This window comes from Pantoea sp. SGAir0215 (genome assembly GCF_043543215.1).
Genome location: NZ_CP028031.1, coordinates 3,621,281 through 3,645,963 on the forward strand (window position 1 = coordinate 3,621,281; position 24,683 = coordinate 3,645,963).

Below are 24,683 nucleotides of genomic sequence, written 5' to 3' on the forward strand. Positions count from 1 at the left end.
ATTGCGTTTTTTTTAGCCACTTTTAACAAATAGGTACTTCCATGTCGAGTAAGTTAGTACTGGTCCTGAACTGCGGCAGCTCATCCCTTAAGTTTGCCATTCTGAATCCCACCACCGGAGACGAATTTCTGTCAGGTCTGGCTGAATGTTTTCACCTGCCCGAAGCGCGGATCAAGTGGAAGCTTGACGGCCAAAAACAGGAAGCACCTTTAGGTGCTGGCGCTGCCCACAGCGAAGCACTGAATTTTATTGTTAAAACAATTCTGGCACAAAAACCAGAGCTTTCGGCACAAATCGCTGCAATAGGTCATCGCATCGTCCACGGCGGTGAAAAACTGACGCAATCGGTCGTGATCTCTGACGCTGTCGTTCAGGGTATCAAAGATGCCGCTTCTTTTGCACCGCTGCATAATCCTGCGGGCCTGATCGGCATTGATGAAGCGATGAAAAACTTCCCTCATTTGTCTGACAAGAATGTGGCGGTTTTTGACACCGCTTTCCATCAGACAATGCCGGAAGAATCCTATCTCTATGCGCTGCCCTATGCGCTCTATAAAGATCACGGCGTGCGTCGCTACGGTGCGCACGGTACCAGCCACTACTATGTGACCCACGAAGCGGCAAAAATGCTGAATAAGCCGCTGGAAACCCTGAATATCATCACCTGTCACCTCGGTAACGGTGGATCGGTTTCTGCCATCCGTAACGGCGAATGTGTGGATACCTCCATGGGGCTGACGCCGCTGGAAGGCCTGGTGATGGGCACCCGCAGCGGTGATATTGATCCGGCCATCATCTTCTTCCTGCACGATACATTGGGCATGAACGTGGATGCTATCAACAAGATGCTGACCAAAGAGTCCGGTCTGTTAGGGCTGACCGAAGTCACCAGCGACTGCCGCTACGTTGAAGATAATTACGCCACGAAAGACGATGCCAAACGCGCAATGGACGTATTCTGCCATCGCCTCGCCAAATACATCGGCAGCTATACTGCGCTGATGGACGGCCGTCTTGATGGCGTGATCTTCACCGGTGGTATCGGTGAAAATGCGGCGATGGTCCGCGAGTTAACGCTGAAGAAACTGGCTCTGCTGGGCTTTGAACTCGATCATGACCGCAACCTGGCCGCGCGTTTTGGTAAAGCGGGCTTCATCAACAAAGAGGGCACGCGTCCGGCACTGGTTATCCCAACGAATGAAGAGTTAGTCATCGCCAGGGACGCCGCGCGTCTTACCGCCTGATATCCTTTCTCCGTCAGCTCAGGCTGACGGTGTTATTTTGACACCCAGTGAACTCTGAGAGGTGCAATCGTGTCACGTACAATTATGCTCATTCCGACCGGCACCAGCGTCGGCTTGACCAGCGTTAGCCTTGGCGTTATTCGCGCCATGGAACGTAAAGGCGTTCGACTGAGCGTTTTCAAACCCATTGCTCAACCACGCGCCGGTGGCAATGCGCCCGACCAAACCACCAGCATCGTACGCAAAAATTCCGGTATTCCTGCGGCAGAACCGCTGCCCATGTCACGCGTTGAATCCTTGCTGGGATCCAATCAGCAGGACGTGCTGATGGAAGAAATCATTGCCCGCTATCATGCAAATACGCAGGATGCAGAAGTGGTGCTGGTGGAGGGCCTGGTGCCCACGCGCAAACATCAGTTTGCCAGCGCCCTTAACTACGAAATTGCTAAAACGCTGAACGCTGAAATTGTGTTTGTGACCGCGCTGGGTAATGACTCGCCGGCCCAGCTTAAAGAACGTATCGAACTGACGCAAAGCAGCTTTGGCGGTGCGAAGAATAAAAACATCACCGGCGTCATTATTAACAAGCTGAACGCGCCGGTCGACGAACAGGGCAGGACGCGTCCCGACCTGTCTGAAATCTTCGATGATTCCACGAAGGCCAGCATTGCCAATATCAATCCCGACCAATTGTTTGCCAACAGCCCGTTGCCCATCCTGGGTTGCGTGCCGTGGAGCTTTGATCTGATCGCGACCCGCGCGATTGATATGTGCCGCCACCTGAACGCGCGCATCATTAATGAAGGTGAAATTCAGACGCGCCGCGTGAAGTCGGTAACCTTCTGTGCCCGCAGCATTCCTCATATGCTTGAGCACTTCCGTCCAGGCTCGCTGCTGGTCACCTCCGCAGACCGTCCGGATGTACTGGTTGCCGCCTGTCTGGCCGCCATGAACGGCGTAGAGATTGGGGCTATTCTGTTAACCGGTAACTACGAGATCGACGAGCGGATCGCCAAACTGTGCGAACGCGCGTTCCAGACCGGTCTGCCGGTCTTTATGGTCAAAACCAATACCTGGCAGACATCACTGAGTCTGCAAAGCTTCAATCTGGAAGTGCCGGTAGACGACACACAGCGCATTGAGAAAGTGCAGGAATATGTCGCAGGCTACATCAATGCAGACTGGATTGAGTCGCTGACCGCCACCTCTGAACGCAGCCGTCGTCTGTCCCCGCCGGCATTCCGTTATCAGTTGACCGAGCTGGCACGTAAAGCCGGTAAACGCATCGTCCTGCCAGAAGGCGATGAGCCTCGCACCGTGAAAGCGGCCGCGATCTGTGCCGATCGCGGCATTGCTACCTGCGTGCTGTTAGGTAACCCGGATGAAATTCAGCGCGTGGCCGCAGTACAGGGCGTTGAGCTGGGTAAAGGCATTGAGATTGTTGACCCTGAAGTGGTTCGCCAGAACTACGTTCCGCGTCTGGTTGAACTGCGTAAAAACAAAGGCATGACCGAAGTGGTGGCGCAGGAACAGCTGGAAGACAACGTGGTGCTCGGTACCATGATGCTGGAGCGTGGCGAGGTAGATGGCCTGGTTTCAGGTGCGGTGCATACCACGGCCAATACCATTCGTCCGCCGTTACAGCTGATTAAAACCGCCCCGAACAGCTCTCTGGTCTCGTCGGTATTCTTTATGCTGCTGCCGGAGCAGGTGCTGGTCTATGGCGACTGCGCGATTAACCCGGATCCTACCGCTGAACAGCTGGCTGAAATTGCTATCCAGTCTGCCGATTCCGCCAAAGCCTTCGGTATTGATCCGCGCGTGGCGATGATCTCCTACTCGACCGGTAACTCCGGGGCAGGAAGCGACGTCGAAAAAGTGCGCGAAGCTACCCGTCTGGCACAGGAAAAACGCCCGGATTTGGTCATTGACGGTCCGCTGCAGTATGACGCGGCGATTATGGAAGACGTCGCGAAATCGAAAGCGCCAAACTCGCAGGTCGCGGGTCGCGCAACGGTATTTATCTTCCCGGATCTGAATACCGGTAACACCACCTATAAAGCGGTGCAGCGCTCAGCCGATCTGATTTCTATCGGGCCGATGCTGCAAGGGATGCGTAAACCCGTTAACGACCTGTCGCGCGGTGCGCTGGTGGACGACATCGTCTATACCATTGCCCTGACAGCAATTCAGTCACTCCAGGCGGAAGGCCAGTAACAAACCGCCTGACCGGTAGTGAGAACAAAGAGCATGCAGCCCGCATGCTCTTTTTTTATTGCAATGTCACATCCAGTGCACGTAAATGCTGTGGCTGCCAGGAAAGCATAACCTCGCTCCCCGGTTTCCACTCAGGCGCGACATCGGATGAGGCCAGTTTCACCATAAAATTCCCCTGCCCGGCCACGTCGGTCAGCATGCGGACATGATCACCCAGATAGATAAACTGTTGAATGGTAGCCTGCACAGACTGGTCGCCCGGTTTTGGTGCGTTCACGTTGATGCGTTCGGGCCGGATGCTGAGCTGGATACGTTTGCCAGGCGAACTGGGTCGGACTTTCAGCGCGTCCAGATGAACGCCATTATCCAGTGCCACCTGATAATACTCGCCCTTTTGGCCCGATTGTGTGGCTAACAGGCAGTTATTTTCGCCGATAAACTGTGCAACAAAGGCATTATCTGGCTGCTCATAAAGCTTACTCGGGCTGTCCATCTGCTGAATCATGCCATCATTAAACACCGCGACCCGGTCTGACATGGTCATTGCTTCGCTCTGGTCATGCGTGACGTAAACGATGGTCAGCCCAAGCAGGTTGTGCAGTTGCTTGATTTCCATCTGCATATGCTCACGCAGCTGTTTATCCAGTGCCCCTAACGGTTCATCCATCAGGATCAGCCTGGGTTCAAAAACCAGTGCCCGCGCCAGCGCTACACGTTGCTGCTGGCCACCCGACATCTGGGCAGGATAGCGATCGGCCAGCGAGGTCAGTTTAATCATATCCAGCACGCGCTTAACCCGCACTTTGATATCCGCTTTGCTCAGGCGACGTATGGATAGGGGAAATGCCAGATTCTCCGCCACGGTCATATGGGGAAACAGCGCATAATTCTGAAACACCATGCCGATATCACGCTGATGGGGCGGCAGCGTGTGCAGGGGTTTATCACGCAGCAGAATCTCGCCATCGGTGGGCGTTTCAAAGCCCGCCAGCATCATCAGGCTGGTGGTTTTCCCCGATCCTGAGGGCCCTAACAGCGTCAAAAACTCCCCTTCTGCCACGTCCAGATTAAGGTTGCGCACCACCAGCTTGTCGCCGTCGTAGCTCTTTTTGATATTCCTGAAACTGACAAAATTTCTCATGGCGTACTCTCGAAAACAGGATGGAAAGGGTTTCGGCACGATTCATGCATCATCCGTTTGACATGCGAATCCTGGCGGGCCTTTTTTAGCACTACCATAACGCCGCTGATTCGCACAAGCAGAATTTGACAAAATAAAACGAACGGGCTTGCAAAAACTTCTTTCAGGCCATTGTTTTCTATTGACTTTTTAAATTTAACATTACATTAACGTGAATGAGATCACAGAATCAGGCAAGGTAAGAGGTTGCACACTTGTGGTGCCTCAGGGGGAAACTGAGGCGATTTGCAGGTGGTGTTCCAGACGGGCAAGGACAGGCGCGAACGCATTGGGGATATCCGCTTCGTCAACGCAGGCATAGCCCAAAAGTAACCCACGCTGCGGCGTGCCTTGCAGGTAGTAGGAAGACAGCGGGCGCGTCAGCACACCGCACTGTTCAAGCTCAGCGCTGAACGCCACATCGTCGATGCTGTCGGGCAGTCTGAGCACCAGATGCAGCCCCGCATTGCTGTGATGCACAATCCAGTCGGCCCCCAGCGACTGGCTGATCACGGCGACCAGCGCCGCGCGGCGACGACTGTAGATCTGCCGCATCCGCCGTACATGAGCCGCATAGTGCCCTTCGCGGATAAACGCGGCCAGCGTGAGCTGCACCAGCCCATAACCGCCGCGATAGAGCTCGGAGTGCGCCATTTTCATACGCGTAGCCATGGATTTAGGCACCACCATGTAACTGAGTCGAATGCCGGGATACAACGTTTTGCTGAACGTCCCCAGGTATATGACAGGCGCATCCGCCGCCAGCCCTTGCAGCGCGGGCATCGGGCTGCCAGAAAAACGGAACTCGCCATCGTAGTCATCTTCCACCACCCAACTGCCGCTGCGCTTCGCACGCTCCAGTAACTCATGCCGCCGTTGCAGGCTCATCACCGCACCCAGTGGATACTGATGGGAAGGCGTCACGCAGATTAAACGCGGCGCAGGGCTGTCAGGCTGCTCCGGGGGCAGCACCAGCCCCTGCTCGTCAACCGGCGTAGGGATCAGCGTAACGCCGTTCACCGCCAGCACGTTACGAATGCCCCAGTAGCCAGGTTCCTCTACCAGCGCCCGGTCACCCGGATCGCACAGCATCTTTGCCAGCAGATCCAGCGACTGATGCGTGCCTGCGGTCACCAGTACCTGCTCGGGGCTGCAGTTGACGGAACGAATCACCCGCAGGTAATCGGCCAGCGCCTGTTGCAGCTCGGTGCAGCCGCCGTGGCTGGCATAGCTCAGGTTCTCAACGGGCAGGCGTCGGCTCAGACGAAGCTGGATTTTGCGCCAGATGTCGTGCGGCATGTGACTGACATCCGGTACGCCGGGCATAAACGCCCCCCACTGATGGCTTCCGGCACCGCTGTTTGCCAGTAATCGCGATCCCCGACGGGACAGCCTGACGGGCTTCATTGGCGCCGAAACCGGCCTGACCAGCGGCCCGCCTGGCACCTCTTCAGGCAGCACCGCACTGACAAACGTGCCGCTGCCTGTGCGGGTTTGTAAGTACCCCTCTGACTGCAACTGTTCATACACGGCCAGTACGGTATTGCGTGAGACCGCGAGTTCGCGAGCAAGGTCGCGGCTGGCGGGCAGCCGTGTTGCGGTGGCAATGGATCCATCCTGAATCGCCGCCTGCAGCGCGTCATACAGTCGCTTATTCAGCGTACCGCCGGACAGCGCGGCCAGCCGTTGTGCAAGCAGGTCACCGAGTAAGCTTCGCAAAATTGGTACCTCAAAATAAAAAAAACTGGCTCTGGATTATAAAACCCTGAAAACGCTAAAACCAAGAAGGCAAATTCCACTGTAACAATATGGAAACAAACACCACGAGGTCGCGTTATGAGTAACAGTGAAGTGCAGGTCCGTCGTCTCAATGCCACGCCACGCGGCGTGGGCGTCATGTGCGATTTCTATGCGGTGAAAGCTGAAAACGCCACGCTGTGGGATCACCAGGGCCGCGAAATCATCGATTTCAGTGCCGGCATTGCCGTACTGAACACCGGACACCGTCATCCTAAGGTCATCGCCGCCATCAAGGAACAGCTCGACTGTTTTACCCATACTGCATTTCAGATCGTGCCCTATGAAAATTACATCGCCCTTGCGGAAAAACTGAATGCGCGGGTGCCCGTCAACGGCCCTGCTAAAACCACCTTTTTCTCCACCGGCGCGGAAGCGGTTGAGAACGCGGTAAAAATTGCCCGCGCGGCGACCGGCCGTCCCGGCATCATCGCGTTTAGCGGCGCGTTTCACGGGCGCACCAACATGACGATGTCGCTGACCGGCAAAGTGACCCCGTACAAAACCGGTTTCGGTCCTTTTGCTGGCTCAGTATTTCATGCCCGCTACCCGAATGCACTGCATGGCTGTAGCGTCGAGGACGCGCTGGAGAGTGTACAAACGATTTTTCGCTGCGATATCAGCCCGCAGCAGGTCGCAGCGATCATTTATGAGCCGATCCAGGGTGAAGGCGGTTTCAATGTCGCACCGGCGGCCTTCGTCACCGCGCTGCGTAAGCTGTGCGATGAACACGGCATCCTGCTGATTGCCGATGAGATTCAAAGTGGTTTTGCCCGCACCGGGAAACTGTTTGCCAGTGAGTACTATTCCGATGTGCAGCCTGACCTGATTACCATGGCGAAAAGCCTGGCCGGCGGGATGCCGTTGTCGGCCGTGTCCGGACGGGCTGAGATTATGGATGCCCCGTTACCCGGCGGGCTGGGTGGCACCTATGCGGGAAGTCCTCCTGCCATTGCAGCCGCACTGGCCGTACTGGAGGTGATTCGTGAGGAGAACCTGTGCGAGCGCGCCCTGCAACTGGGCGGGCAGCTGGCCGAAACGCTGAAAGGCGCGGGTTGTAACACGCTGGCGGACGTGCGTGGGCGGGGTTCGATGATTGCGGCTGAGTTCTGCGACAGCACAGGAAAACCGCGCGCGGACATCGCCAAAGCCATCCAGCAGGCGGCACTGGACGAAGGCTTACTTCTGCTCACCTGCGGTGTCCACGGTAACGTGATTCGCTTCCTTTATCCGCTGACCATCCCGGATGCGCAGTTCCGCACGGCATTAAATCTGCTGAATCGCATTCTCGGTCAACACTAAGTTGAGCTGGCTGGCTGCCCGTTCCGCAGTCAGCTGAGCTGATGGCATCAGGATTGCAACGCAAACACCAGGCAGTGAGTTCTGCCTGACAAGAATAATTCAGGAGTTCGGGGATGATGAAAAAAATAGCGGCAATGGTGCTGGCAGCCGTGGCGCTGCAGGCACAGGCGGAAACCCTCACGGTAGTGTCCTTCGGCGGGACGAATAAAGACGCACAGGATAAAGCGTTCTATAAGCCGTTCATGGCCGCGGGAAAAGACAGCATCGAAGCAGGCGAATATAACGGTGAGATGGCCCGCATCCGCGCCATGGTCGAAACCAAACAGATCGGCTGGGACGTCGTCGAACTGGAAACTCCGGAACTGGAGCGCGGTTGTGAAGAAGGTCTGTTTGAAACCCTGGACTGGAGCAAAATTGGCAATAAAGCGGACTTTGCCAAAGGCAGCGTCAGCGAATGTGGCGCCGGTTTCTTCGTCTGGTCAACGGTACTGACCTACGATGGCAACAAACTGAAAACCGCCCCTACGAGTTGGGCCGATTTTTGGGATGTAGAAAAATTCCCGGGCAAACGTGCGCTGCGTAAGAGCGCAAAATATACCCTGGAAATCGCGCTGATGGCGGATGGCGTGAAGCGTGAAGATGTTTATAAGGTGCTGGCCACACCTGCGGGCGTGGATCGCGCCTTTAAGAAGCTTGATGTACTCAAGCCCCATATTCAGTGGTGGGAATCCGGGGCACAGCCGCTGCAGTGGCTGGTATCAGGCGACGTGACGCTGGCCTCGGCCTATAACGGCCGTATCGGCACCGCCCAGGCAGAAGGCCATAACTTTAAAATCGTCTGGGATGGCAACCTGTATGACTTCGATAACTGGGCGATTGTGAAAGGCTCAAAACATAAAGCGCTGGCAGAGAAATTCATCGCCTTCTCGCTGCAGCCTGAGAACCAAAAGGTCTATGCCGAAAATATTCCTTATGGCCCCGCCAATATCAAAGCAGGCAAACTGCTGGCGGCGGATCGTCTGGCTCAACTGCCAACAGCGCCCGAAAACATGGCCAAAGCCGTACAGGTTAACGCCACGTTCTGGCTGGAGCATGGTGAAGAACTGGAACAGCGTTTTAACGCCTGGGCCGCGAAATAACCTGCTGCCGGACGCGATCCGGCAGCCCCTTTTCAGGAGGTCGGCATGAGTCAAAACCCCGTGATGGATTCAGCGCCCGTCAGCCGTACGGAACGCGCGTTCAGTCTGCGCCACTCGTTCAACCGGGCAGGTTGGTTAAAAACACAACGCTCTCTGTTTTTAGTGGCCCCGTTACTGATTTTCGTCGTGGTGTGCTTTTTATTCCCTATCGGCTCTATCCTCAGCATGAGCGTGAGCAATCCTGAGCTTAATGACGCCCTACCCCAAACCAGCCAGGCCCTGGCGAAATGGGACGGTAAAGCGCTACCGGATGAGAGCCTGTATGCACTGCTTGCAAAAGAAGTCAGCGCGGCACGCGAACAGAGCCAGATTTCGGGGATTGCGAAGCGGTTAAGTTATGAAGATAACGCGTTTCGCCGCCTGATCCTGGCCGTACCGCGCCAGGCGCCCGAGGATGGCCTTAACGTCAAAGCCACCCTTATCGACAAACAGCCCCTGTGGGGCGAGTTATCCACCTGGCAAACCCTGAAGCGCGTAGCAAAGCCTTATACCAGCTATTACCTGCTGTCGGTGTTTGACCATAAAGTCGATACCAGAACGGGTGAAATCACCGCGCAGTCGCCGGATCAGGCGCTGTATGTCAACGTCCTGCTGCGCACCTTATGGATGGCCACCGTCGTGACGTTATTGTGCGTGGGGCTGGGTTATCCGCTGGCCTACTGGCTGGCGAAACAGCCTTCTAACCGGGCCAATCTGTTGATGATTATGGTGCTGCTGCCCTTCTGGACCTCACTGATTGTGCGGACGGCCAGCTGGATTGTGCTGTTACAGTCCGGCGGATTAATCAACCGCACGCTGATGGGCACCGGGCTTATCGACAGCCCGCTCACCCTGGTGTTTAACCGGGTGGGGGTTTACATCTCCATGACACATATATTGCTGCCTTTTATCGTGCTGCCGCTGTATGCCGTAATGAAAGGCATATCCCCCAGCTACGTCCGCGCAGCGGTGTCGCTGGGCGCGCATCCGTTTGTCGCCTTCTGGCGCGTCTATGTGCCGCAGACCTTTGCCGGGATCACCGCAGGTGCGTTGCTGGTGTTTATGATGGCGATTGGCTACTACGTGACGCCAGCCCTGCTGGGCGGCCCGGACGACCAGATGGTCAGCTACTTTGTCGCCTTCTTTACTAACAGCACGATGAACTGGGGCATGGCCGCCGCCCTGGGCAGCCAGTTACTGATCATTGTCACGTTACTGTATGTGGTCTATTCGCGCGTTACCCGCACTTCTTCTGAAGCCGCGGTGCGTTAAGGAGCAAATGATGAGACAACAAGGTTCCACGCTGCTGCGGATCTGGCGTTATCTGTTTAATTTTTACGGTGCCGCCGCCCTGCTGTTTTTAATAGTGCCGGTGCTGGTGATCGTGCCGTTGTCGTTTAACGCCAGTTCGTTTTTAAGCTATCCCCTCAGTGGCTTTTCATTGCGCTGGTACGACGCGTTTTTCCATTCTAACGAATGGCTGGGCGCGCTGATGAACAGCCTGCTGGTGGCTCCGCTGGCCACCCTGCTGGCCACCGTGCTGGGCGTACTGGCCGCGATGGGCCTGGTACGGGGCGACTTTCGCGGTAAAGCGCTGGTGATGGCAGTCATCATTTCACCGATGGTGGCACCGGTGGTGATCATCGCGGTGGGCATGTTCTTCTTCTTTGCCAAACTGTCCCTGCTAAACAGCTATCTCGGGCTGGTTCTGGCTCATGCGCTGCTGGGCGTCCCGTTTGTGGTGATCACGGTTGTGGCCGTCCTGAAAAGTTACGACACCAACCTGACGCGCGCCGCCGTCAGTCTCGGCGCCTCACCACTGCTGGCGTTTTGTAAAGTCACCCTGCCGCTGATTGCACCGGGCGTGTTTTCCGGGGCGTTATTTGCCTTCGCGACCTCCTTTGATGAAGTGGTCGTCACGCTGTTTCTTGCCAGCCCTACGCAGCGGACGCTACCGATTCAGATGTTTGCCGGTATCCGCGAGAACCTCGATCCCACCATTGCAGCGGCGGCCACCATTATGATTGCGGCCTCTCTGTTGCTCCTGATCGTGATGGAAGTGCTGCGCCGCCGTGGCGAAAAAATGCGTCAGGCGCAGCCGGTCTGATCCTCGTGACTTGCTTTGCGCACGCACCACACCGCCCTTTCTACTGAGAGGGCGATTTTTTATTGATCCCGGGCACAGGCGCGTGATGTCAGCCACGATCCCCACAATGGGTTAACGATCAAACGTCTTAATGCAATACCCGACTGAGACATCGTCAAGACAGACTGGCGCGGTGGCGGAAAAGCGAAAGCCGACGCCCGAGGAAGAATGACGCTGCCCGCCAGGAAAAGGCTGCCGTCAATCATCTTGTGGAACGCGTTGCCGCAAAAGAAGGAAGGATGCTTTGCGAACGGCAAGGCGTTCGCAAAGCAGAAAACTCAGTTGCTGTTTTCGTTATTGCGGCTCAGCCACAACGACAGCGCTTTGAGTGAATCATCGGTAAACTCGTCGCAACGGGCGGTGATTTCATCCGGCGTCATCCAGAAGATTTCATCGACCTCTTCTTCCTGCATCGCAAACGGGCCGTGAGAGACGCAACTGAACAATCCGCCCCAGACGCGGCAGTGCTCATCTTCGAAATAGAACTTGCCATGCTCCGCAAAGGGCACGTCGGCAATACCCAGCTCTTCTTCCGCTTCACGTCGGGCAGATTCCAGCATATCCTCACCGCTCTGCACCACGCCGCCTGCCGTCGCATCCAGTTTACCCGGCATAAAATCTTTGATTTCAGTACGGCGCTGAACCAGTATTTTCCCCATACCATCGTGAACCACGATATAGGTCGCGCGGTGACGTAAGCATTGTGCACGCATCTGCGCGCGCGTAGCCTGCGCAACGACTTCATTCTCTTCGCTTACGATATCGACCCACTCGATCTCGCCACCAGCAGTTTGATCCACCATCCGTAACCCTTTCCTGTTTAGCGTGTCTTCATGCACGCGCTGTTTGCCACATCTATATCATAGTGTGTCGTAAGGTAATCACTTATGACAACTTGAGCAAGCGCCGATCGCTAGCGATGTTTCCCGCTCTCCGTCAACCACAACTGCACCGATGCGCGCTGCCACTGAAACTCAGCATAATGCTGTAAACGGGCTGGCAGGGGATCACCGTGAAGCGCCAGTCGATTAAGCATGACAGCCAAATCGGTATCTGCAATCGACCACTCACCAAAAAGGTTTTGCTGCCCTTCCGGTAACAGCCGCTGTACGGCACTTATCAGCTTATCGGCCGCCTGAAGCGCAGCGGGCGAAAGCGGCGCAAAGCGCTCTGCGGCGAACAGCACTTCTGTGGGACGCTCCTGTCTGATCGGCAGCAAATCACTGCGTAGCCAGGCCTGAATCTCCCGGGCGCGCGCGCGTTTCTCGCGATCTTTAGGATAGAGCCGTTCAAATTCTGGCGCGGCAAAGCGCTCTTCAAGGTATTCACAAATGGCTGAGGACTCACTCAGCATAAACTCATCAACCTGTAACGTTGGCACACGGCAGGTCAGTGACAGGCTACGGTAGGTGTCGTCAAGCTGCTGGTTTTGGGATAAATCAATGCGCCTGACGCTAAAAGGGATCCCCTTTTCCGTCAGCGCAACGTAAACCGACATCACATAAGGACTGAAAAACGATGAATCTGACCACAGGGTAATGGAGGGGTAATTCATCTGCTACCTCGATATCGCTGACAGGGGTGCATCATGTTTACCGATTTTTATTTCTGAAAACAACCCGGTGCTGGTCCGATGTTTGCCGCCACCGCACGAAATTACGAAGCGGCTCACGCCAGCCGGGAACGACTCTTCTATGATGAAGTAAGCAAAAAATAAAAAATCAGACGGAGCCGCACTATGCATATCTTAATGACCGGTGGAACCGGGCTTATTGGCCGCCATCTTATTCCGCAGTTACAGGCGCGTGGTCACACGATCAGCGTGGTGACCCGCGATGTCGTAGCCGCACGGGAAACGCTGGGCGAAAATATCGCCTTCTGGTCTGGCCTCGCACAGCAGCATTCGCTGGATGGGGTGGATGCCGTGATCAACCTGGCCGGTGAACCGATTGCCGATAAACGCTGGACCGAGCCGCATAAGCAGCAACTGTGCGAGAGCCGCTGGCAAATCACAGAACGTATTGCCTCACTCATCAATGCCAGCACCACGCCGCCGCGCGTGTTGATTTCGGGGTCGGCGACCGGCTTTTACGGCAACAGTGGTGAAGTGGTCCTGACCGAAGAGGATCCCGGCCAGAATGAATTTACGCATACGCTCTGTGCCCGTTGGGAACAGCTGGCACTGACGGCACAAAGTGACCGGACGCGCGTCTGCCTGCTGCGCACCGGCGTGGTGCTGGCGCGTGAGGGCGGCGCCCTGAGCAAAATGAAACTGCCGTTCAGGCTCGGCGTCGGTGGCCCGCTCGGCAGCGGTAAACAGTATATGCCGTGGATCCACATCGATGACATGGTCAACGGCATCCTGTGGCTTCTGGATCATGACGACTGCCAGGGCCCGTATAACATGGTCGCGCCCTATGCGGTGCGCAACGAGCAGTTTGCCGCCACGCTGGGCGAGGTCATGCACCGCCCGGCTTTCATGCGCACGCCCGCCAGCGCCATTAAGCTGATGATGGGCGAATCCTCGGTGCTGGTGCTCGGTGGACAACATGTGCTGCCTAAACGGCTGGAGGCCGCAGGGTTTCGCTTCCGCTGGTATGACCTGCATGATGCCTTAAAGGACGTGGTTAAGGGGTAATGCCGGGGGAGCCTGTGGCTCCCCTTCTTCTATTGCGATGTTACTGCGGATCCTGACTTGCGCGCTGTACGTTGCGCGCCATGATGAGGCTGCGGCACACGGATAATAAACGTCAGCACCCCGGCAAACAGATACAAGCCGGTATAAGCCCACACCACCCCGACGATATCAAAAAACGGCAACAGCATAGAGGCGATGGCCGGCGCGACAAAATTGCTCATCCCCGCTGACAGGTTATAAACCGAGACCGCCGCGCCCTGATGATGCGGCTCCAGCGTGGGAAAGACGGCCGTCATCGGCACAAACGCCGCGACGAAAATCCCCAACATGACGGCCGGAATAAGGGCGACCATGAAGTTATGACCGGCATAAACGGGCAGATAGTAGAATGCCAGACTGGAGAGCGCCATGCCCAGACAGCCAAACCAGCGCACCTGACGGATCCAGCCAATCCGCTCGCCCATGATGCCCCAGAAAATATTGGTAAAGATGGTGACAAAGAAAAACACCGCCCAGATTTGTAACCACTCCGACAAGGTGAAACCCAGCCGATCCACAAACAGCAGCGGCATGATGATGGCAAAACCAAACAGCGACAGCGTATTAATAATGCGGATCAGGCAGGCGTAAAACACATGCTGATTAGTAAACAGGATGGTCACCGCCCGGGACATTTCCGTCATTTTCTCGCGCATCGGTAAGTTCACGCGTGAGCGGTCGACCGGCACATGGCGCAGGCTAAAAAACGCCAGTACGCCACCGCAGGCCACCCAGGCAATCGCCAGCCATAATGTCCCGGTTTCACCAAGAGAGGGAATAATCAGGCTGGGCAGATAGCTCCCTACCACACCAATCCCTACCGAATACATTGCCCAGAACCAGCCCGTCGCCGCCGCGAGGCGTTCACGCGGTAACACCTGGACCAGCAGCATCATAAAAGAATAGATAAACAGCGGATAAGCCAGGCCGCGAATGCCGTAGAACAGCAGCATAAGGGGATAATTACGCAGTCCCAGCCCCAGACTCATGAACAGGGCATGCATGACAATCCACAAGACAAAACCGATTAACATGGCGCGCTGAGGCGTAATCAGTTCCGCCACCACGCCGGAGGCCCAGGCGGCCAGCGCGACCGCTAAACCGTAACAGGTAAACACCAGCGCCGACTGGCCCGGCGTGAAGCCCATATCGGTGATATGGCGTGACAGAAATGCCATTTCGAAACCGTCTCCTGCCATAAAAATCGCAATGGCGACGAATCCCCAGATCAGCTGTTTGGGCAAGCCAAACCAGTACGCAGTTGCATGCATAACGATGGTCCTTCTCTGTTCGGTTACAGGTTAATCAGGCCAGTGAACGGGTCTGAACTTGTTGGTGATATAGCGCGCGGAATCGTGCCAGACGTTGTTGCAGCACCGCGCGAACTTCAGGGTCCGGCAGATAGCGCGCCTGCACGGACGGTTTACGGCACACGGTCGCTTCATCCCCGCCCGTCGCCAGCCAGGCCAGTCGCGCCGCGCCTAGCGCGCCGGACGCGCTGGCCGGATGCGTCACCACCGGAGAGTCCAGCACATCGGCAATCAGCTGCGCCCACAGGCCGCTGCGCGCGCCGCCACCGGTCAGGCTGAACTGCGTGATGTCCTGCCGTCCGTCGCCCAGAACGGCCAGACCATCGGCCAGGCCAAACGCGACACCTTCCAGCACCGCGTACCCCAGGAGGGCGCGCTGAGTTTCGTGGCGCAGGTCATAAAACGCGCCCGTGGCATCAGGGTCGTTATGCGGCGTGCGCTCGCCAGAGAGATAGGGCAGGAAAAGTGGGGCCCGCTGTTTCTGTGTTGGGCTCAGCTCAGCCACGTCCTCAAGCAGTTGATTTTCACTGACCGACAGCAGCTGACATACCCAGCGCAGGCAGCTTGCAGCACTGAGCATGACGCTCATCTGGTGCCAGCGACCAGGCAGCGCATGGCAGAACGCATGCACACCGGACTGCGGATCGGCCCGTAGCCGATCGTTGACCACAAAAATCACGCCGGAGGTCCCAAGGGAAATAAACGCATCGCCAGGGTGGATGGCACCGACGCCGACCGCTGACGTAGCGTTATCGCCACCGCCGCCGGCAACGATCACCGCTGTCGACAGGCCCCATTCGCGGGCAAGGTCAGGTCGCAACGTGCCGCTGACCGCATTGCCCTCCACGATTTCAGGCAGCTGCTCGCGACGCAGCCCTGTCGCGGCCAGTAGCGCGTCTGACCAGTCGCGCGTCGCCACGTCCAGCCATAATGTCCCGGCGGCATCGGAGGGATCCGTCACCCATCGTCCGGTTAACCGCCAGCGCAGGTAATCTTTCGGCAACAACACTTTGCTGATGCGGCTAAAGCAGGCGGGCTCGTGCTGCGCAACCCAGCGCAGTTTGGGTGCCGTAAAGCCCGGCATGATCATGTTGCCGCTGATTTGCATCATCTCGGGATGGTGCTGATGTAGCCAGTTACATTCCGCCGCGCTGCGCGTGTCGTTCCACAAAATACAGGGCCGCAAAATGTCGCCCTGTTCATCCAGCAGCACCGCACCGTGCATCTGGCCGGACAGGCCTATCGCCGTGACAGCCGACCAGGCCTGAGGCGCCTGCTGACGCAGACGCGCCATCACCTGTTGGCAGGCGTGCCACCAGTCATGCGGATGCTGCTCTGCCCAGTGCGGATGCGGCCGCTGCACCTGCAAGGTGGCGTGTTCAGATGCCACAATGTCGCCCTGCGCATTCAGAATCAGCGCTTTCAGCTCGGATGTGCCAATATCGATACCCAGGTACATGTCGTTCCCCTATGCCACAGCCAGTTTCTGTTCCGGCTGGGCCAGCCATGTCGTGAGCCCGGCCACGGTAGCGGTGAGGCGTGCATGAAAATCGGCGGAAGTCGCCAGCGCCCCAAACAGGGAAGGCTGCGTCATATAGGTCCGCAACGGATCGGGCTGGGTGAACCACTGCTGAATCACGTCGGGTTGCAGAACACCATCCTGATAGTCGTAAGGCAGTTCGCCCAGCGCCCAGCGCTGCAAAAACAGATAAAACAGGGCCGGTAACACCACGCTGGCCGCAGGTGGCGTTCCGCGCTGATAGCACGCCTGCAAAGTGGGCGTGACCATCGCCGGGATTTTCGACAGGCCATCCGCCGCCACACGCTGGTTGGTGTCTTTGATCCAGGGGTTACTGAAGCGCGACAGTACGACATCGCGGTATTCAGCCAGATTTAAAGGGCTGGGGGACAACGACGGGATGACATCCTGCGAGACATACTCCCGGGCCATCTGATGAATCGCTTTCTGCCGGGTACTTTCGTCGATGTAGCGCAAGCCGATCAGCGTGCCCGCCCAGGCAATCGCGCTATGGGTGGCGTTGAGGATGCGGATCTTGGCTTCTTCCCAGGGCAACACCGACTCCACCAGCTCAACGCCGACCTGCTCCAGCGCCGGACGCCCGGCAATAAAGTCATCCTCAATCACCCACTGGATAAAGGATTCCGCCATCACCGGCACCGCGTCATCTTTACCCGTGGCCGCCAGCACACGTCCGGCAATATCCGCCGTAGGACGCGGTGTGATCCTGTCCACCATGGTATTCGGCGAGGTGGTGTGAGTCCGCACCCAGTCAGCCAGCGCCTCGTTCCCTTGTGCGTTAAGAAACGCCAGAAAGCCCTGGCGGAAACGCTCACCGTTATGGCGCAGATTATCGCAGTTCAGCAAGGTAACGGGGCCGCCGCCGTTCGCGACGCGCGCCGCCAGGATCCGCGCCAGCGCACCGTAAAGGGTGCGCGCCTCGCCCTGCAGATCCGCGCGAATATCGGGCTGCTGTAGATCCAGCGCATGTTCCGTCGTCAGGTAGTAACCGGCTTCCGTCACGGTAAAAGAAAGGATCCGGGTGGCGGGATCGGCGCCCTGATGCACCAGGGCGCGAAGCGCGTTATCCCAGGGCAGAATCTTGCGAATCGAGGTAATCGTTTCATAGTCGCGTTCGCCCTGCGGCGTGACCGTTTCCAGCACATACTCGCCGTGCTGCGCAGCCAACTGGGTCAACAGCGGTGACGCATCCTCACGGATGTTCCCCAGCGCAATGTGCCACCGACTGTCCCCTTGCTGCATCAGCCGGTGCAGATACCATGCCTGATGAGCGCGATGAAAAGAGCCTGCCCCAATATGCATCCACACGGATGTTGTCATAGTCACCTCAATAAGCATTTGTCATAACAGAGGGCAATTGCCCGAACGCTGTATGTTAATCAGAGGTTACGAGTATTATCTGTGACAGATCTCACGATAAAAGCAATTGCCCAATATCTGAGCTTTTGCCCTGATAGGTTTTTGCCGGCTATACGCGATAAACTAGCGATTCGCTGAGAAGGGAATGCCGTGATGAACAAAGAAGAGAAAAAGCAGGAACTGGCTGCACGCGCCGCCTGGATGTATTACGTGGCCGGGTTAACACAGCAAGAGATTGCCCGGGCGCTGGGACTCTCCAGGCAGGTTGCCCAGCGCCTGATTTCAGGCGCACGCGAAATGGGTATGGTCAGCGTCAAGATTGACCATCCTGTCACGCACTGCCTGCGCCTGGCACACGCGGTGCAGGAAGCCTTTGGCCTGCAGCACTGTCGTGTAGTCCCTTCTGCCGGGCTGGATGACCACGCTATTCAGCAAATGCTGGCGGTCGAAGGCGCAGAGGTTATGTCGCAGTTTATCAACGATGACCAGCCGCAGGTGTTTGGTATCGGTTCGGGTAAAACTCTGCGGGCGATTATTGATGCCCTGCCCTGGGTGGAGCGGCCCCAGCACCAGTGCGTTTCCATGATTGGTGCTATTGCGCGAGACGACTCCGGCACCCGCTATGACGTGCCGCTCAAGCTGTCTGAAAAAATGCAGGGCAAGTATTTCTTTATCCCTGCGCCGCTGTATGCCGACAGTCCGGAAGATAAACAGATGTGGTGCCAGCATCAAGTCTATCAACGCGTGGTCAGTCGGGCCTTACAGGCCAGTATGACCTTTCTCGGCATCGGCGAAGTCACACCCGGCTGTCCGCTCCATGCTGAAGGGTTTATCACCGACAGCCAGGTTCAGGCACTCAACGCACGCGGCGTCGTTGGCGAAATGCTTGGCCACTTTTTCAATCAACAGGGTGAACGTGTGATGGGCGAGACCGATGCGCTGCTCACCAGCGTCACGCTGGAAAGCCGGACAACGCGTCCGATCATCGGTTTTGCAGGCGGCGAGCGCAAATTTGCCGCCATTCGGGCGGCATTAACAGGCGGCTGGATCTCGGGTCTGGTCACGGACGAATCTACCGCCACGCGCCTGTTAAGCGATGGCTCAACAGGCGCGGATCGGCTTACTTAAGAGAACCTTTCAGGAACTGCTGAAGGCGCGGGCTTTTGGGATTGCCGAACAACTCTGTCGGCGGCCCCTGCTCTTCAATCTTACCCTGATGCAGGAAAATCACATGGCTGGAAACGTGACGGGCAAACTCCATTTCATGCGTCACCACCACCATGGTTTTGCCCTCTTCGGCCAGCTTCTGCATGATGCGCAGCACTTCCCCGACCAGTTCCGGGTCAAGGGCAGAAGTTGGCTCATCAAACAACAGCACCTCGGGCTCCATCGCCAGCGCGCGGGCAATCGACACACGTTGCTGCTGGCCGCCTGACAGGTGCACCGGATACTTTGACTGCGCCCGCTCATCAATGCCGACTTTATTCAGATAGGTGACAGCGCGTTCGCGCGCCTGGGCTTTGCTCAGGCCCAGCACCTGAATCGGCGCTTCCATGACATTCTCCAGCACCGTCATGTGGCTCCACAAATTAAAGTGCTGAAACACCATCGTCAGGCGGGTGCGCAGCAGGCGCAACTGCTCTTTGTCGGCCACCTTTAGCTGACCGTCGGTATCACGGACCAGCGAAATGGCGGTGTTATTGACCGTAATGGTGCCTTCGCTCGGTTTTTCGAGGAAGTTAATACAGCGCAAAAAGGTACTTTTCCCTGAACCGGACGATCCAATAATACTGATGACATCGCCCGCATTAGCATGTAAAGACACGCCTTTTAATACTTCATGTTCACCGTAACGTTTATGCAGTTCGGTGACGCTTAATTTGTTATCAGCCATAGTCTTACTCAATGCGATGAAGAAGGTTTCACATGGGCCAGCCAGCGACGCTCCGCCAGGCGGAACAGGCTAATCAGTGTGTAGGAAATAATCAGGTACAGGACGGCCGCAATGCCAAACGCGGTAAAGGGCTGATACGTTGCCGCGTTGATGTCCCGGGCGATTTTGAGCAAATCAGGCACGGTTGCCGTAAAGGCCAGCGCGGTCGAGTGCAGCATCAATATCACCTCATTGCTGTAAACCGGCAAGGCGGTGCGCAGCGCAGAAGGCAAAATAATGCAGCGATACAGTTTAAACGTTGAGAAACCATACGCGCGCGCGGCTTCAATTTCCCCGTGAGGCACAGCACGAATCGCACCGGCGAAAATCTCCGTCGTATAGGCGCAGGTATTAAGGGTAAACGCCAGTAAGGTACAGTTCAGTCCGCTACGGAAAAACGCATTCAGCAACTCGGTGCCTTTCACGATCTCCAGCGTATACATGCCGGAATAGAATACCAGCAGTTGAACATACAGCGGCGTACCGCGAAAAACATAGGTAAAGAGCCAGACCGGCAGGCTGATAAAGCGATTCGGCGACACGCGTGCAATCGCCAGCAGTACCGCCATACAGCCGCCCAGCACCACCGAAACAATCAGCAGCCATAGCGTAATCGCCACGCCGGTGAAGCGGTAACCGTCAGTCCAGAGCAGTGATTTCCAGTACTCGTGGATAATCTCAATCATAGCTCTGCCCTCTTCACGCCAACCGTGTAGCGGCGATTGAGCCACCACAGCACGCCGTTAGACAGCGTGGTAAACACCAGATAGATCACACCCGCGACGATGGCGAAATAAAACGGCTGCCAGGTGCTCTTGCCCGCCAGCTGCGTGGCTTTAACCACATCTTCCAGCCCCAGCAGCGAGACCAGCGCGGTCGCTTTCAGGATCACCTGCCAGTTATTACCAATCCCGGGCAGCGCATAACGCATCATCGCCGGAAAGAGGATGCGACGGAAAACCTGGGAACCGGTAAAACCAAATGCGGTCGCGGCTTCGATTTGCCCTTTGGGCACGGCCATGAAGGCCCCGCGAAACGTCTCGGTAAAATAGGCCCCGTAGATGAAGCCCAGGGTGATAATGCCCGCGACCATAGGATCGATATCGAACTGCGCCAGACCCAGCGCATCGGTGATGTGGTTCAGCACTATCTGCAGACCGTAGAAGATCAGGAGCATCAGGACGAGATCGGGCACGCCACGAATCAGCGTCGTGTAGCCCTCAAAAATAAGCGACAGCAGGCGATGACGTGACAGCTTCGCGCCTGCGCCAATCAGCCCGAGAATCACCGCCAGCAGCACGGAACTCAGTGCCAGCTCCAGCGTGACCAACGTGCCTTTTAAAATGACATCAGAATAGCCATACAACATGGAAAAGATCCTGTCGTGGGGTGGAAACGGCGCTGAACCCGCCACGTGGGCGGGCAGCGTTGCTTCTGGTAAGGCATCAACCACAACGCAGAGGTTGCCGGGGCCAGTGCGGCCAGGGCAACCAGGCATTATCCGGTCAGGCGATTACCAGAGGCAAAGTCGACAGGTTAGTCACCGTACACGTTGAAATTAAAGTATTTCTTCGCAATTTTGTCGTACGTACCGTCTTTGCGCATGGATTCAAACGCTTTATCAATGGCCGCTTTCAGCTCGGTGTCATCTTTACGTAATCCTATACCGGTACCGACGCCAAAAATCTTGTCATCTTTCACGGCCGGACCGGCAAAAGCGTAGTCTTTACCGACAGGCTGCTTCAGGAAGCCTTCAGCCGCCTGTACTTCATCCTGGAATGCGGCATCAATACGGCCCGCAGTCAGATCCTGGTACACCAGATCCTGGTTCGCATAAGGCGTGACGGTCACACCTTTTGGACGCCAGTACTGGTTAGCATAGGTTTCCTGCGTGGTGCCTTGCAGCACACCGACGTTTTTGCCTTTCAGCGATTCAACCGTCGGCAGAATTTTCGAACCTTTAGGCGCGACTAAACGGGCGTTGGCCGCATAGAGTTTGTCAGAGAAAGCAATCTCTTCCTGACGTTTCGCGGTGATAGAGAGCGAGGAAATAATAGCGTCAATTTTTTTAGCTTTCAGCGACGGAATCAGCGCATCAAAGTCGCTTTCCACATAGGTACATTTGGTCTGAATACGTTTACAGATTTCGCTAGCCAGATCGATATCAAAACCGACTAACTGTCCTTGCGCGTTTTTTGACTCAAACGGCGGGTATGTTGGGTCAGTGCCGACACGAATCGAGGCCGGTACGGCTGCAAATACGCTGGCCACACTGGACAGGCCCAACATTAAAGAAAGAGCCAGAACACGCTTCTTCATAGATTACCCTCAGCAAATTATTGTTATGTGATGCATGATGTGTGTTTGCAACGAACACTGCCAGTAACCTGTGCACGTTTCGTGCCAGTTATGCAGGTCTGCCGCGCACCCAGCCCGCCGTTTTTGCCACATAAAGGCTGGGTTTGTGAAAGGAATATATCAGTGAAGTCACAGAGAAAAAGCGATGTTGTGAACTTTTAGTTCATCAAATGCAGGAACAGTGATCGCTCCCGCGCTTTTGCACTAAATAAGTGCACAAGCTGAACCTTATGCACCTTGCCAGCGCACAAACAAATCCTGAGGCAGTTCAATGTCGAACTGATCGATAACCCGGTTAATTGTTTGATCGACCAGTTCGTCAATGGTTGTCGGACGATGATAAAACGCCGGTACCGGCGGCATGATAATCGCCCCTAATTCAGCGGCGGTCGTCATCATCCGCAAGTGGCCAATATGCAGCGGCGTTTCACGTACGCAGAGTACCAGCTTGCGCTGCTCTTTAAGCACCACGTCCGCCGCGCGCGTCAGCAGGGAATCGCTGTAGCTGTGCACAATGCCCGACAGGGTTTTCATTGAACACGGTAAAATCACCATGCCCAGGGTTTTAAACGACCCGGAGGAAATGCTGGCGGCAATGTCGCGCACATCATGAACCACATCGGCCAGCGCCTGAACATCGCGCAGACTGTAGTCACTTTCCAGGCTCAGCGTCTGACGCGCCGCGTGACTGATGACCAGATGGGTTTCCACGTCGCTGACCTGCTGCAAGACCTGCAGTAACCGCACGCCGTAAATCACACCGCTTGCGCCGGAAATACCAATAATGAGTCGTTTCATCGTTCAACCTTGCAGTGGCAAAGTGCACCATAATAGCGCAGCGCGACAAAAAACACAGAGGGCGGGATAAGTCCCGCCCTCTTTTTTTGCATCAGGCCTGATTAGCCTTCGTTATGCAGTTCAAGATTTTCGACTTCGTTCTGCCGCGCAATGGCTTTCGCGTCGTCGTTACGCAGGGATTCCAGATATTCAAGGTAGCCCTGATCCACATCTTTAGTAACGTAAACCCCGTTAAAAACGGAGCACTCGAACTGAACGATATCGGGATTCTCTTCGCGTACGGCTTCGATGAGGTCATTGAGATCCTGGAAAATCAGCGCATCTGCTTTGATAATCTGACGAATCTCTTCGACTTCGCGGCCATGGGCAATCAGCTCAGTGGCGCTCGGCATATCAATGCCGTAGACGTTAGGGAAGCGCACTTCCGGAGCCGCAGAGGCGAGATAAACCTTTTTTGCCCCTGCTTCGCGTGCCATTTCAATAATCTGCTCAGACGTGGTGCCACGCACGATAGAGTCATCGATCAGCAAGACGTTTTTATCGCGGAATTCGGCGCGGTTAGCATTGAGTTTGCGGCGCACGGCGCTGCGGCGCAGCTGCTGACCCGGCATGATAAAGGTACGACCGACATAGCGGTTTTTCACAAATCCCTGGCGGTAAGGCTTATCAAGGATGCGGGCGATTTCCAGTGCCGTATCCATGGAAGTTTCCGGAATCGGAATCACCACATCGATATCCAGATCTTCCCATTCACGGGCAATTTTCTGGCCCAGCTTGGTGCCCATGCGGACGCGCGCGCTGTAGACCGAAATTTTGTCCAGGAAGGAGTCCGGTCGGGCAAAATAGACGTATTCGAACAGGCACGGATTGTTTTTGGGGTTCTCGGCACACTGACGGGTCGAAAGCTGGCCCTGCTCCGTGATGTACACCGCTTCACCCGGCGCGACGTCACGGATGAATTCAAAACCCAGTGTATCCAGCGCGACGCTTTCTGAGGCCACCATATACTCGGTACGGCCATCCGCAATGACGCGTTTGCCCAGCACCAGCGGACGAATCCCGTTAGGATCGCGGAAGGCGACCATGCCGTGGCCGATAATCATCGAGACCACCGCATACGCGCCGCGAACCTGCTGATGCACGGCGGCGATAGCGGCAAAAATGTTGTCGGCTTCCAGCGGATAGTGCTGAAAACGATCCAGTTCCTGCGCAAAGATATTCAGCAGGATCTCTGAGTCTGACGTGGTGTTCACATGACGGCGGCCTTTTTCGAACAGCTGCTTACGCAGTTCATGTGCGTTGGTCAGGTTACCGTTGTGTGCAAGAGAAATCCCGTACGGCGAGTTGACGTAGAACGGTTGCGCTTCAGAAGCGCTGGAGCTGCCCGCTGTAGGATAGCGTGCATGACCAATCCCCATGTTGCCTTGTAAACGCTGCATATGACGGGCTTCGAAAACATCGCTGACCAGGCCGTTGGCCTTACGCAGGCGAAAGCAGTTGAGCGCATCAATCGTACAAATGCCTGCGGCATCCTGCCCACGATGCTGGAGCACCGTTAACGCGTCATAGATCGACTGGTTTACCGGCATGAAACCGGTGATACCGACAATACCGCACATGTTGTCATTTCCTCATTAAGCCGTA

General features: G+C 56.2%; 21 protein-coding genes. 8 read left to right on the plus strand and 13 right to left on the minus strand.

Features of this window, described 5'->3' with window-relative positions:
• Positions 1-41 precede the first annotated feature (41 nt).
• Both ackA and pta read left to right on the plus strand, forming a co-directional pair.
• Entirely contained in the window at positions 42-1,244 is a 1,203-nt protein-coding gene (gene ackA, locus C1N64_RS16860) for an acetate kinase (RefSeq protein ID WP_033740641.1), read from the plus strand.
• A gap of 69 nt (positions 1,245-1,313) precedes the next feature.
• On the plus strand, positions 1,314-3,461 hold the full coding sequence (gene pta / locus C1N64_RS16865) for a phosphate acetyltransferase (protein WP_006120035.1): 2,148 nt from the start codon (positions 1,314-1,316) through the stop codon (positions 3,459-3,461).
• 55 nt (positions 3,462-3,516) lie between these two features.
• Here the strand turns inward: pta and C1N64_RS16870 are convergent, their stop codons facing one another.
• Entirely contained in the window at positions 3,517-4,602 is a 1,086-nt protein-coding gene (locus C1N64_RS16870; RefSeq protein ID WP_039339690.1) for an ABC transporter ATP-binding protein, read from the minus strand.
• A gap of 264 nt (positions 4,603-4,866) precedes the next feature.
• The gene (locus tag C1N64_RS16875) at positions 4,867-6,360 is read right to left on the minus strand and encodes a MocR-like pyridoxine biosynthesis transcription factor PdxR (RefSeq protein WP_394515015.1); all 1,494 of its coding nucleotides are present in this window, start codon (positions 6,358-6,360) and stop codon (positions 4,867-4,869) included.
• A gap of 117 nt (positions 6,361-6,477) precedes the next feature.
• Between C1N64_RS16875 and C1N64_RS16880 the strand changes: the two genes are divergently transcribed.
• The 4 genes from C1N64_RS16880 to C1N64_RS16895 all read left to right on the plus strand — a co-directional run bounded on the left by C1N64_RS16880 (position 6,478) and on the right by C1N64_RS16895 (position 11,025).
• Positions 6,478-7,740, plus strand: coding sequence for a 4-aminobutyrate--2-oxoglutarate transaminase (locus tag C1N64_RS16880; RefSeq protein WP_205956785.1), 1,263 nt, complete (start codon positions 6,478-6,480; stop codon positions 7,738-7,740).
• Between the two features lie 113 nt (positions 7,741-7,853).
• The gene (locus C1N64_RS16885; protein WP_033740647.1) at positions 7,854-8,879 is read left to right on the plus strand and encodes an ABC transporter substrate-binding protein; all 1,026 of its coding nucleotides are present in this window, start codon (positions 7,854-7,856) and stop codon (positions 8,877-8,879) included.
• A 45-nt stretch (positions 8,880-8,924) separates the two neighbouring features.
• Positions 8,925-10,190: an ABC transporter permease gene (locus tag C1N64_RS16890; protein WP_394515016.1), complete on the plus strand. Its 1,266-nt coding sequence runs from the start codon at positions 8,925-8,927 to the stop codon at positions 10,188-10,190.
• Between the two features lie 10 nt (positions 10,191-10,200).
• Complete coding sequence (locus C1N64_RS16895) at positions 10,201-11,025, plus strand: ABC transporter permease (RefSeq protein ID WP_205955607.1); 825 nt, start codon at positions 10,201-10,203, stop codon at positions 11,023-11,025.
• A gap of 317 nt (positions 11,026-11,342) precedes the next feature.
• Here the strand turns inward: C1N64_RS16895 and yfcD are convergent, their stop codons facing one another.
• Positions 11,343-11,867 (minus strand): NUDIX hydrolase YfcD, encoded by a 525-nt coding sequence (yfcD, locus tag C1N64_RS16900; RefSeq protein WP_033740653.1) that lies wholly within the window; start codon positions 11,865-11,867, stop codon positions 11,343-11,345.
• A 110-nt stretch (positions 11,868-11,977) separates the two neighbouring features.
• Complete coding sequence (gene yfcF / locus C1N64_RS16905; RefSeq protein WP_006120042.1) at positions 11,978-12,619, minus strand: glutathione transferase; 642 nt, start codon at positions 12,617-12,619, stop codon at positions 11,978-11,980.
• Positions 12,620-12,802: 183 nt separating this feature from the next.
• On the opposite strand from yfcF, the gene C1N64_RS16910 reads away from it, so the two are divergent.
• Positions 12,803-13,702 (plus strand): TIGR01777 family oxidoreductase, encoded by a 900-nt coding sequence (locus tag C1N64_RS16910; protein ID WP_033740657.1) that lies wholly within the window; start codon positions 12,803-12,805, stop codon positions 13,700-13,702.
• Positions 13,703-13,731: 29 nt separating this feature from the next.
• Here the strand turns inward: C1N64_RS16910 and C1N64_RS16915 are convergent, their stop codons facing one another.
• The 3 genes from C1N64_RS16915 to dalD are packed head-to-tail and all read right to left on the minus strand — an operon-like array spanning position 13,732 to position 17,911.
• Entirely contained in the window at positions 13,732-15,012 is a 1,281-nt protein-coding gene (locus C1N64_RS16915; RefSeq protein ID WP_033740658.1) for an MFS transporter, read from the minus strand.
• A 34-nt stretch (positions 15,013-15,046) separates the two neighbouring features.
• Positions 15,047-16,510 (minus strand): xylulokinase, encoded by a 1,464-nt coding sequence (xylB, locus tag C1N64_RS16920; RefSeq protein WP_133745382.1) that lies wholly within the window; start codon positions 16,508-16,510, stop codon positions 15,047-15,049.
• Positions 16,511-16,519: 9 nt separating this feature from the next.
• Positions 16,520-17,911, minus strand: a complete 1,392-nt coding sequence (gene dalD / locus C1N64_RS16925) for a D-arabinitol 4-dehydrogenase (RefSeq protein WP_039339704.1) — start codon at positions 17,909-17,911, stop codon at positions 16,520-16,522.
• A gap of 192 nt (positions 17,912-18,103) precedes the next feature.
• On the opposite strand from dalD, the gene C1N64_RS16930 reads away from it, so the two are divergent.
• Complete coding sequence (locus C1N64_RS16930) at positions 18,104-19,078, plus strand: sugar-binding transcriptional regulator (protein ID WP_006120048.1); 975 nt, start codon at positions 18,104-18,106, stop codon at positions 19,076-19,078.
• Here the strand turns inward: C1N64_RS16930 and hisP are convergent.
• From hisP to purF, 6 genes are all read right to left on the minus strand, one after another.
• On the minus strand, positions 19,071-19,844 hold the full coding sequence (gene hisP / locus C1N64_RS16935; RefSeq protein WP_033740666.1) for a histidine ABC transporter ATP-binding protein HisP: 774 nt from the start codon (positions 19,842-19,844) through the stop codon (positions 19,071-19,073). The genes C1N64_RS16930 and hisP overlap by 8 nt on opposite strands.
• Before the next feature lie 8 nt (positions 19,845-19,852).
• Positions 19,853-20,569, minus strand: coding sequence for an ABC transporter permease (locus tag C1N64_RS16940; protein WP_033740667.1), 717 nt, complete (start codon positions 20,567-20,569; stop codon positions 19,853-19,855).
• A complete protein-coding gene (locus tag C1N64_RS16945; protein WP_033740669.1) occupies positions 20,566-21,252 on the minus strand; it encodes a histidine ABC transporter permease HisQ in 687 nt (228 codons plus the stop codon). The genes C1N64_RS16940 and C1N64_RS16945 overlap by 4 nt, the downstream gene beginning before the upstream one ends.
• Positions 21,253-21,419: 167 nt before the next feature.
• Positions 21,420-22,202 (minus strand): lysine/arginine/ornithine ABC transporter substrate-binding protein ArgT, encoded by a 783-nt coding sequence (argT, locus tag C1N64_RS16950; protein ID WP_394515017.1) that lies wholly within the window; start codon positions 22,200-22,202, stop codon positions 21,420-21,422.
• 267 nt (positions 22,203-22,469) lie between these two features.
• Positions 22,470-23,039: a UbiX family flavin prenyltransferase gene (locus tag C1N64_RS16955; RefSeq protein ID WP_006120055.1), complete on the minus strand. Its 570-nt coding sequence runs from the start codon at positions 23,037-23,039 to the stop codon at positions 22,470-22,472.
• 101 nt (positions 23,040-23,140) lie between these two features.
• On the minus strand, positions 23,141-24,658 hold the full coding sequence (gene purF, locus C1N64_RS16960; protein ID WP_033740671.1) for an amidophosphoribosyltransferase: 1,518 nt from the start codon (positions 24,656-24,658) through the stop codon (positions 23,141-23,143).
• Between the last annotated feature and the right edge of the window lie 25 nt (positions 24,659-24,683).

Excerpts from the sequence above, each read along its gene's own strand:
- ackA (WP_033740641.1), top strand. The coding sequence starts at position 42 with ATGTCGAGTAAGTTAGTACTGGTCCTGAACTGCGGCAGCTCATCCCTT.
- C1N64_RS16870 (WP_039339690.1), bottom strand. The coding sequence starts at position 4,602 with ATGAGAAATTTTGTCAGTTTCAGGAATATCAAAAAGAGCTACGACGGC.
- C1N64_RS16880 (WP_205956785.1), top strand. The coding sequence starts at position 6,478 with ATGAGTAACAGTGAAGTGCAGGTCCGTCGTCTCAATGCCACGCCACGC.
- C1N64_RS16885 (WP_033740647.1), top strand. The coding sequence starts at position 7,854 with ATGATGAAAAAAATAGCGGCAATGGTGCTGGCAGCCGTGGCGCTGCAG.
- C1N64_RS16890 (WP_394515016.1), top strand. The coding sequence starts at position 8,925 with ATGAGTCAAAACCCCGTGATGGATTCAGCGCCCGTCAGCCGTACGGAA.
- C1N64_RS16895 (WP_205955607.1), top strand. The coding sequence starts at position 10,201 with ATGAGACAACAAGGTTCCACGCTGCTGCGGATCTGGCGTTATCTGTTT.
- yfcD (WP_033740653.1), bottom strand. The coding sequence starts at position 11,867 with ATGGTGGATCAAACTGCTGGTGGCGAGATCGAGTGGGTCGATATCGTA.
- yfcF (WP_006120042.1), bottom strand. The coding sequence starts at position 12,619 with ATGAATTACCCCTCCATTACCCTGTGGTCAGATTCATCGTTTTTCAGT.
- C1N64_RS16910 (WP_033740657.1), top strand. The coding sequence starts at position 12,803 with ATGCATATCTTAATGACCGGTGGAACCGGGCTTATTGGCCGCCATCTT.
- C1N64_RS16915 (WP_033740658.1), bottom strand. The coding sequence starts at position 15,012 with ATGCATGCAACTGCGTACTGGTTTGGCTTGCCCAAACAGCTGATCTGG.
- xylB (WP_133745382.1), bottom strand. The coding sequence starts at position 16,510 with ATGTACCTGGGTATCGATATTGGCACATCCGAGCTGAAAGCGCTGATT.
- dalD (WP_039339704.1), bottom strand. The coding sequence starts at position 17,911 with ATGACAACATCCGTGTGGATGCATATTGGGGCAGGCTCTTTTCATCGC.
- C1N64_RS16930 (WP_006120048.1), top strand. The coding sequence starts at position 18,104 with ATGAACAAAGAAGAGAAAAAGCAGGAACTGGCTGCACGCGCCGCCTGG.
- hisP (WP_033740666.1), bottom strand. The coding sequence starts at position 19,844 with ATGGCTGATAACAAATTAAGCGTCACCGAACTGCATAAACGTTACGGT.
- C1N64_RS16940 (WP_033740667.1), bottom strand. The coding sequence starts at position 20,569 with ATGATTGAGATTATCCACGAGTACTGGAAATCACTGCTCTGGACTGAC.
- C1N64_RS16945 (WP_033740669.1), bottom strand. The coding sequence starts at position 21,252 with ATGTTGTATGGCTATTCTGATGTCATTTTAAAAGGCACGTTGGTCACG.
- argT (WP_394515017.1), bottom strand. The coding sequence starts at position 22,202 with ATGAAGAAGCGTGTTCTGGCTCTTTCTTTAATGTTGGGCCTGTCCAGT.
- C1N64_RS16955 (WP_006120055.1), bottom strand. The coding sequence starts at position 23,039 with ATGAAACGACTCATTATTGGTATTTCCGGCGCAAGCGGTGTGATTTAC.
- purF (WP_033740671.1), bottom strand. The coding sequence starts at position 24,658 with ATGTGCGGTATTGTCGGTATCACCGGTTTCATGCCGGTAAACCAGTCG.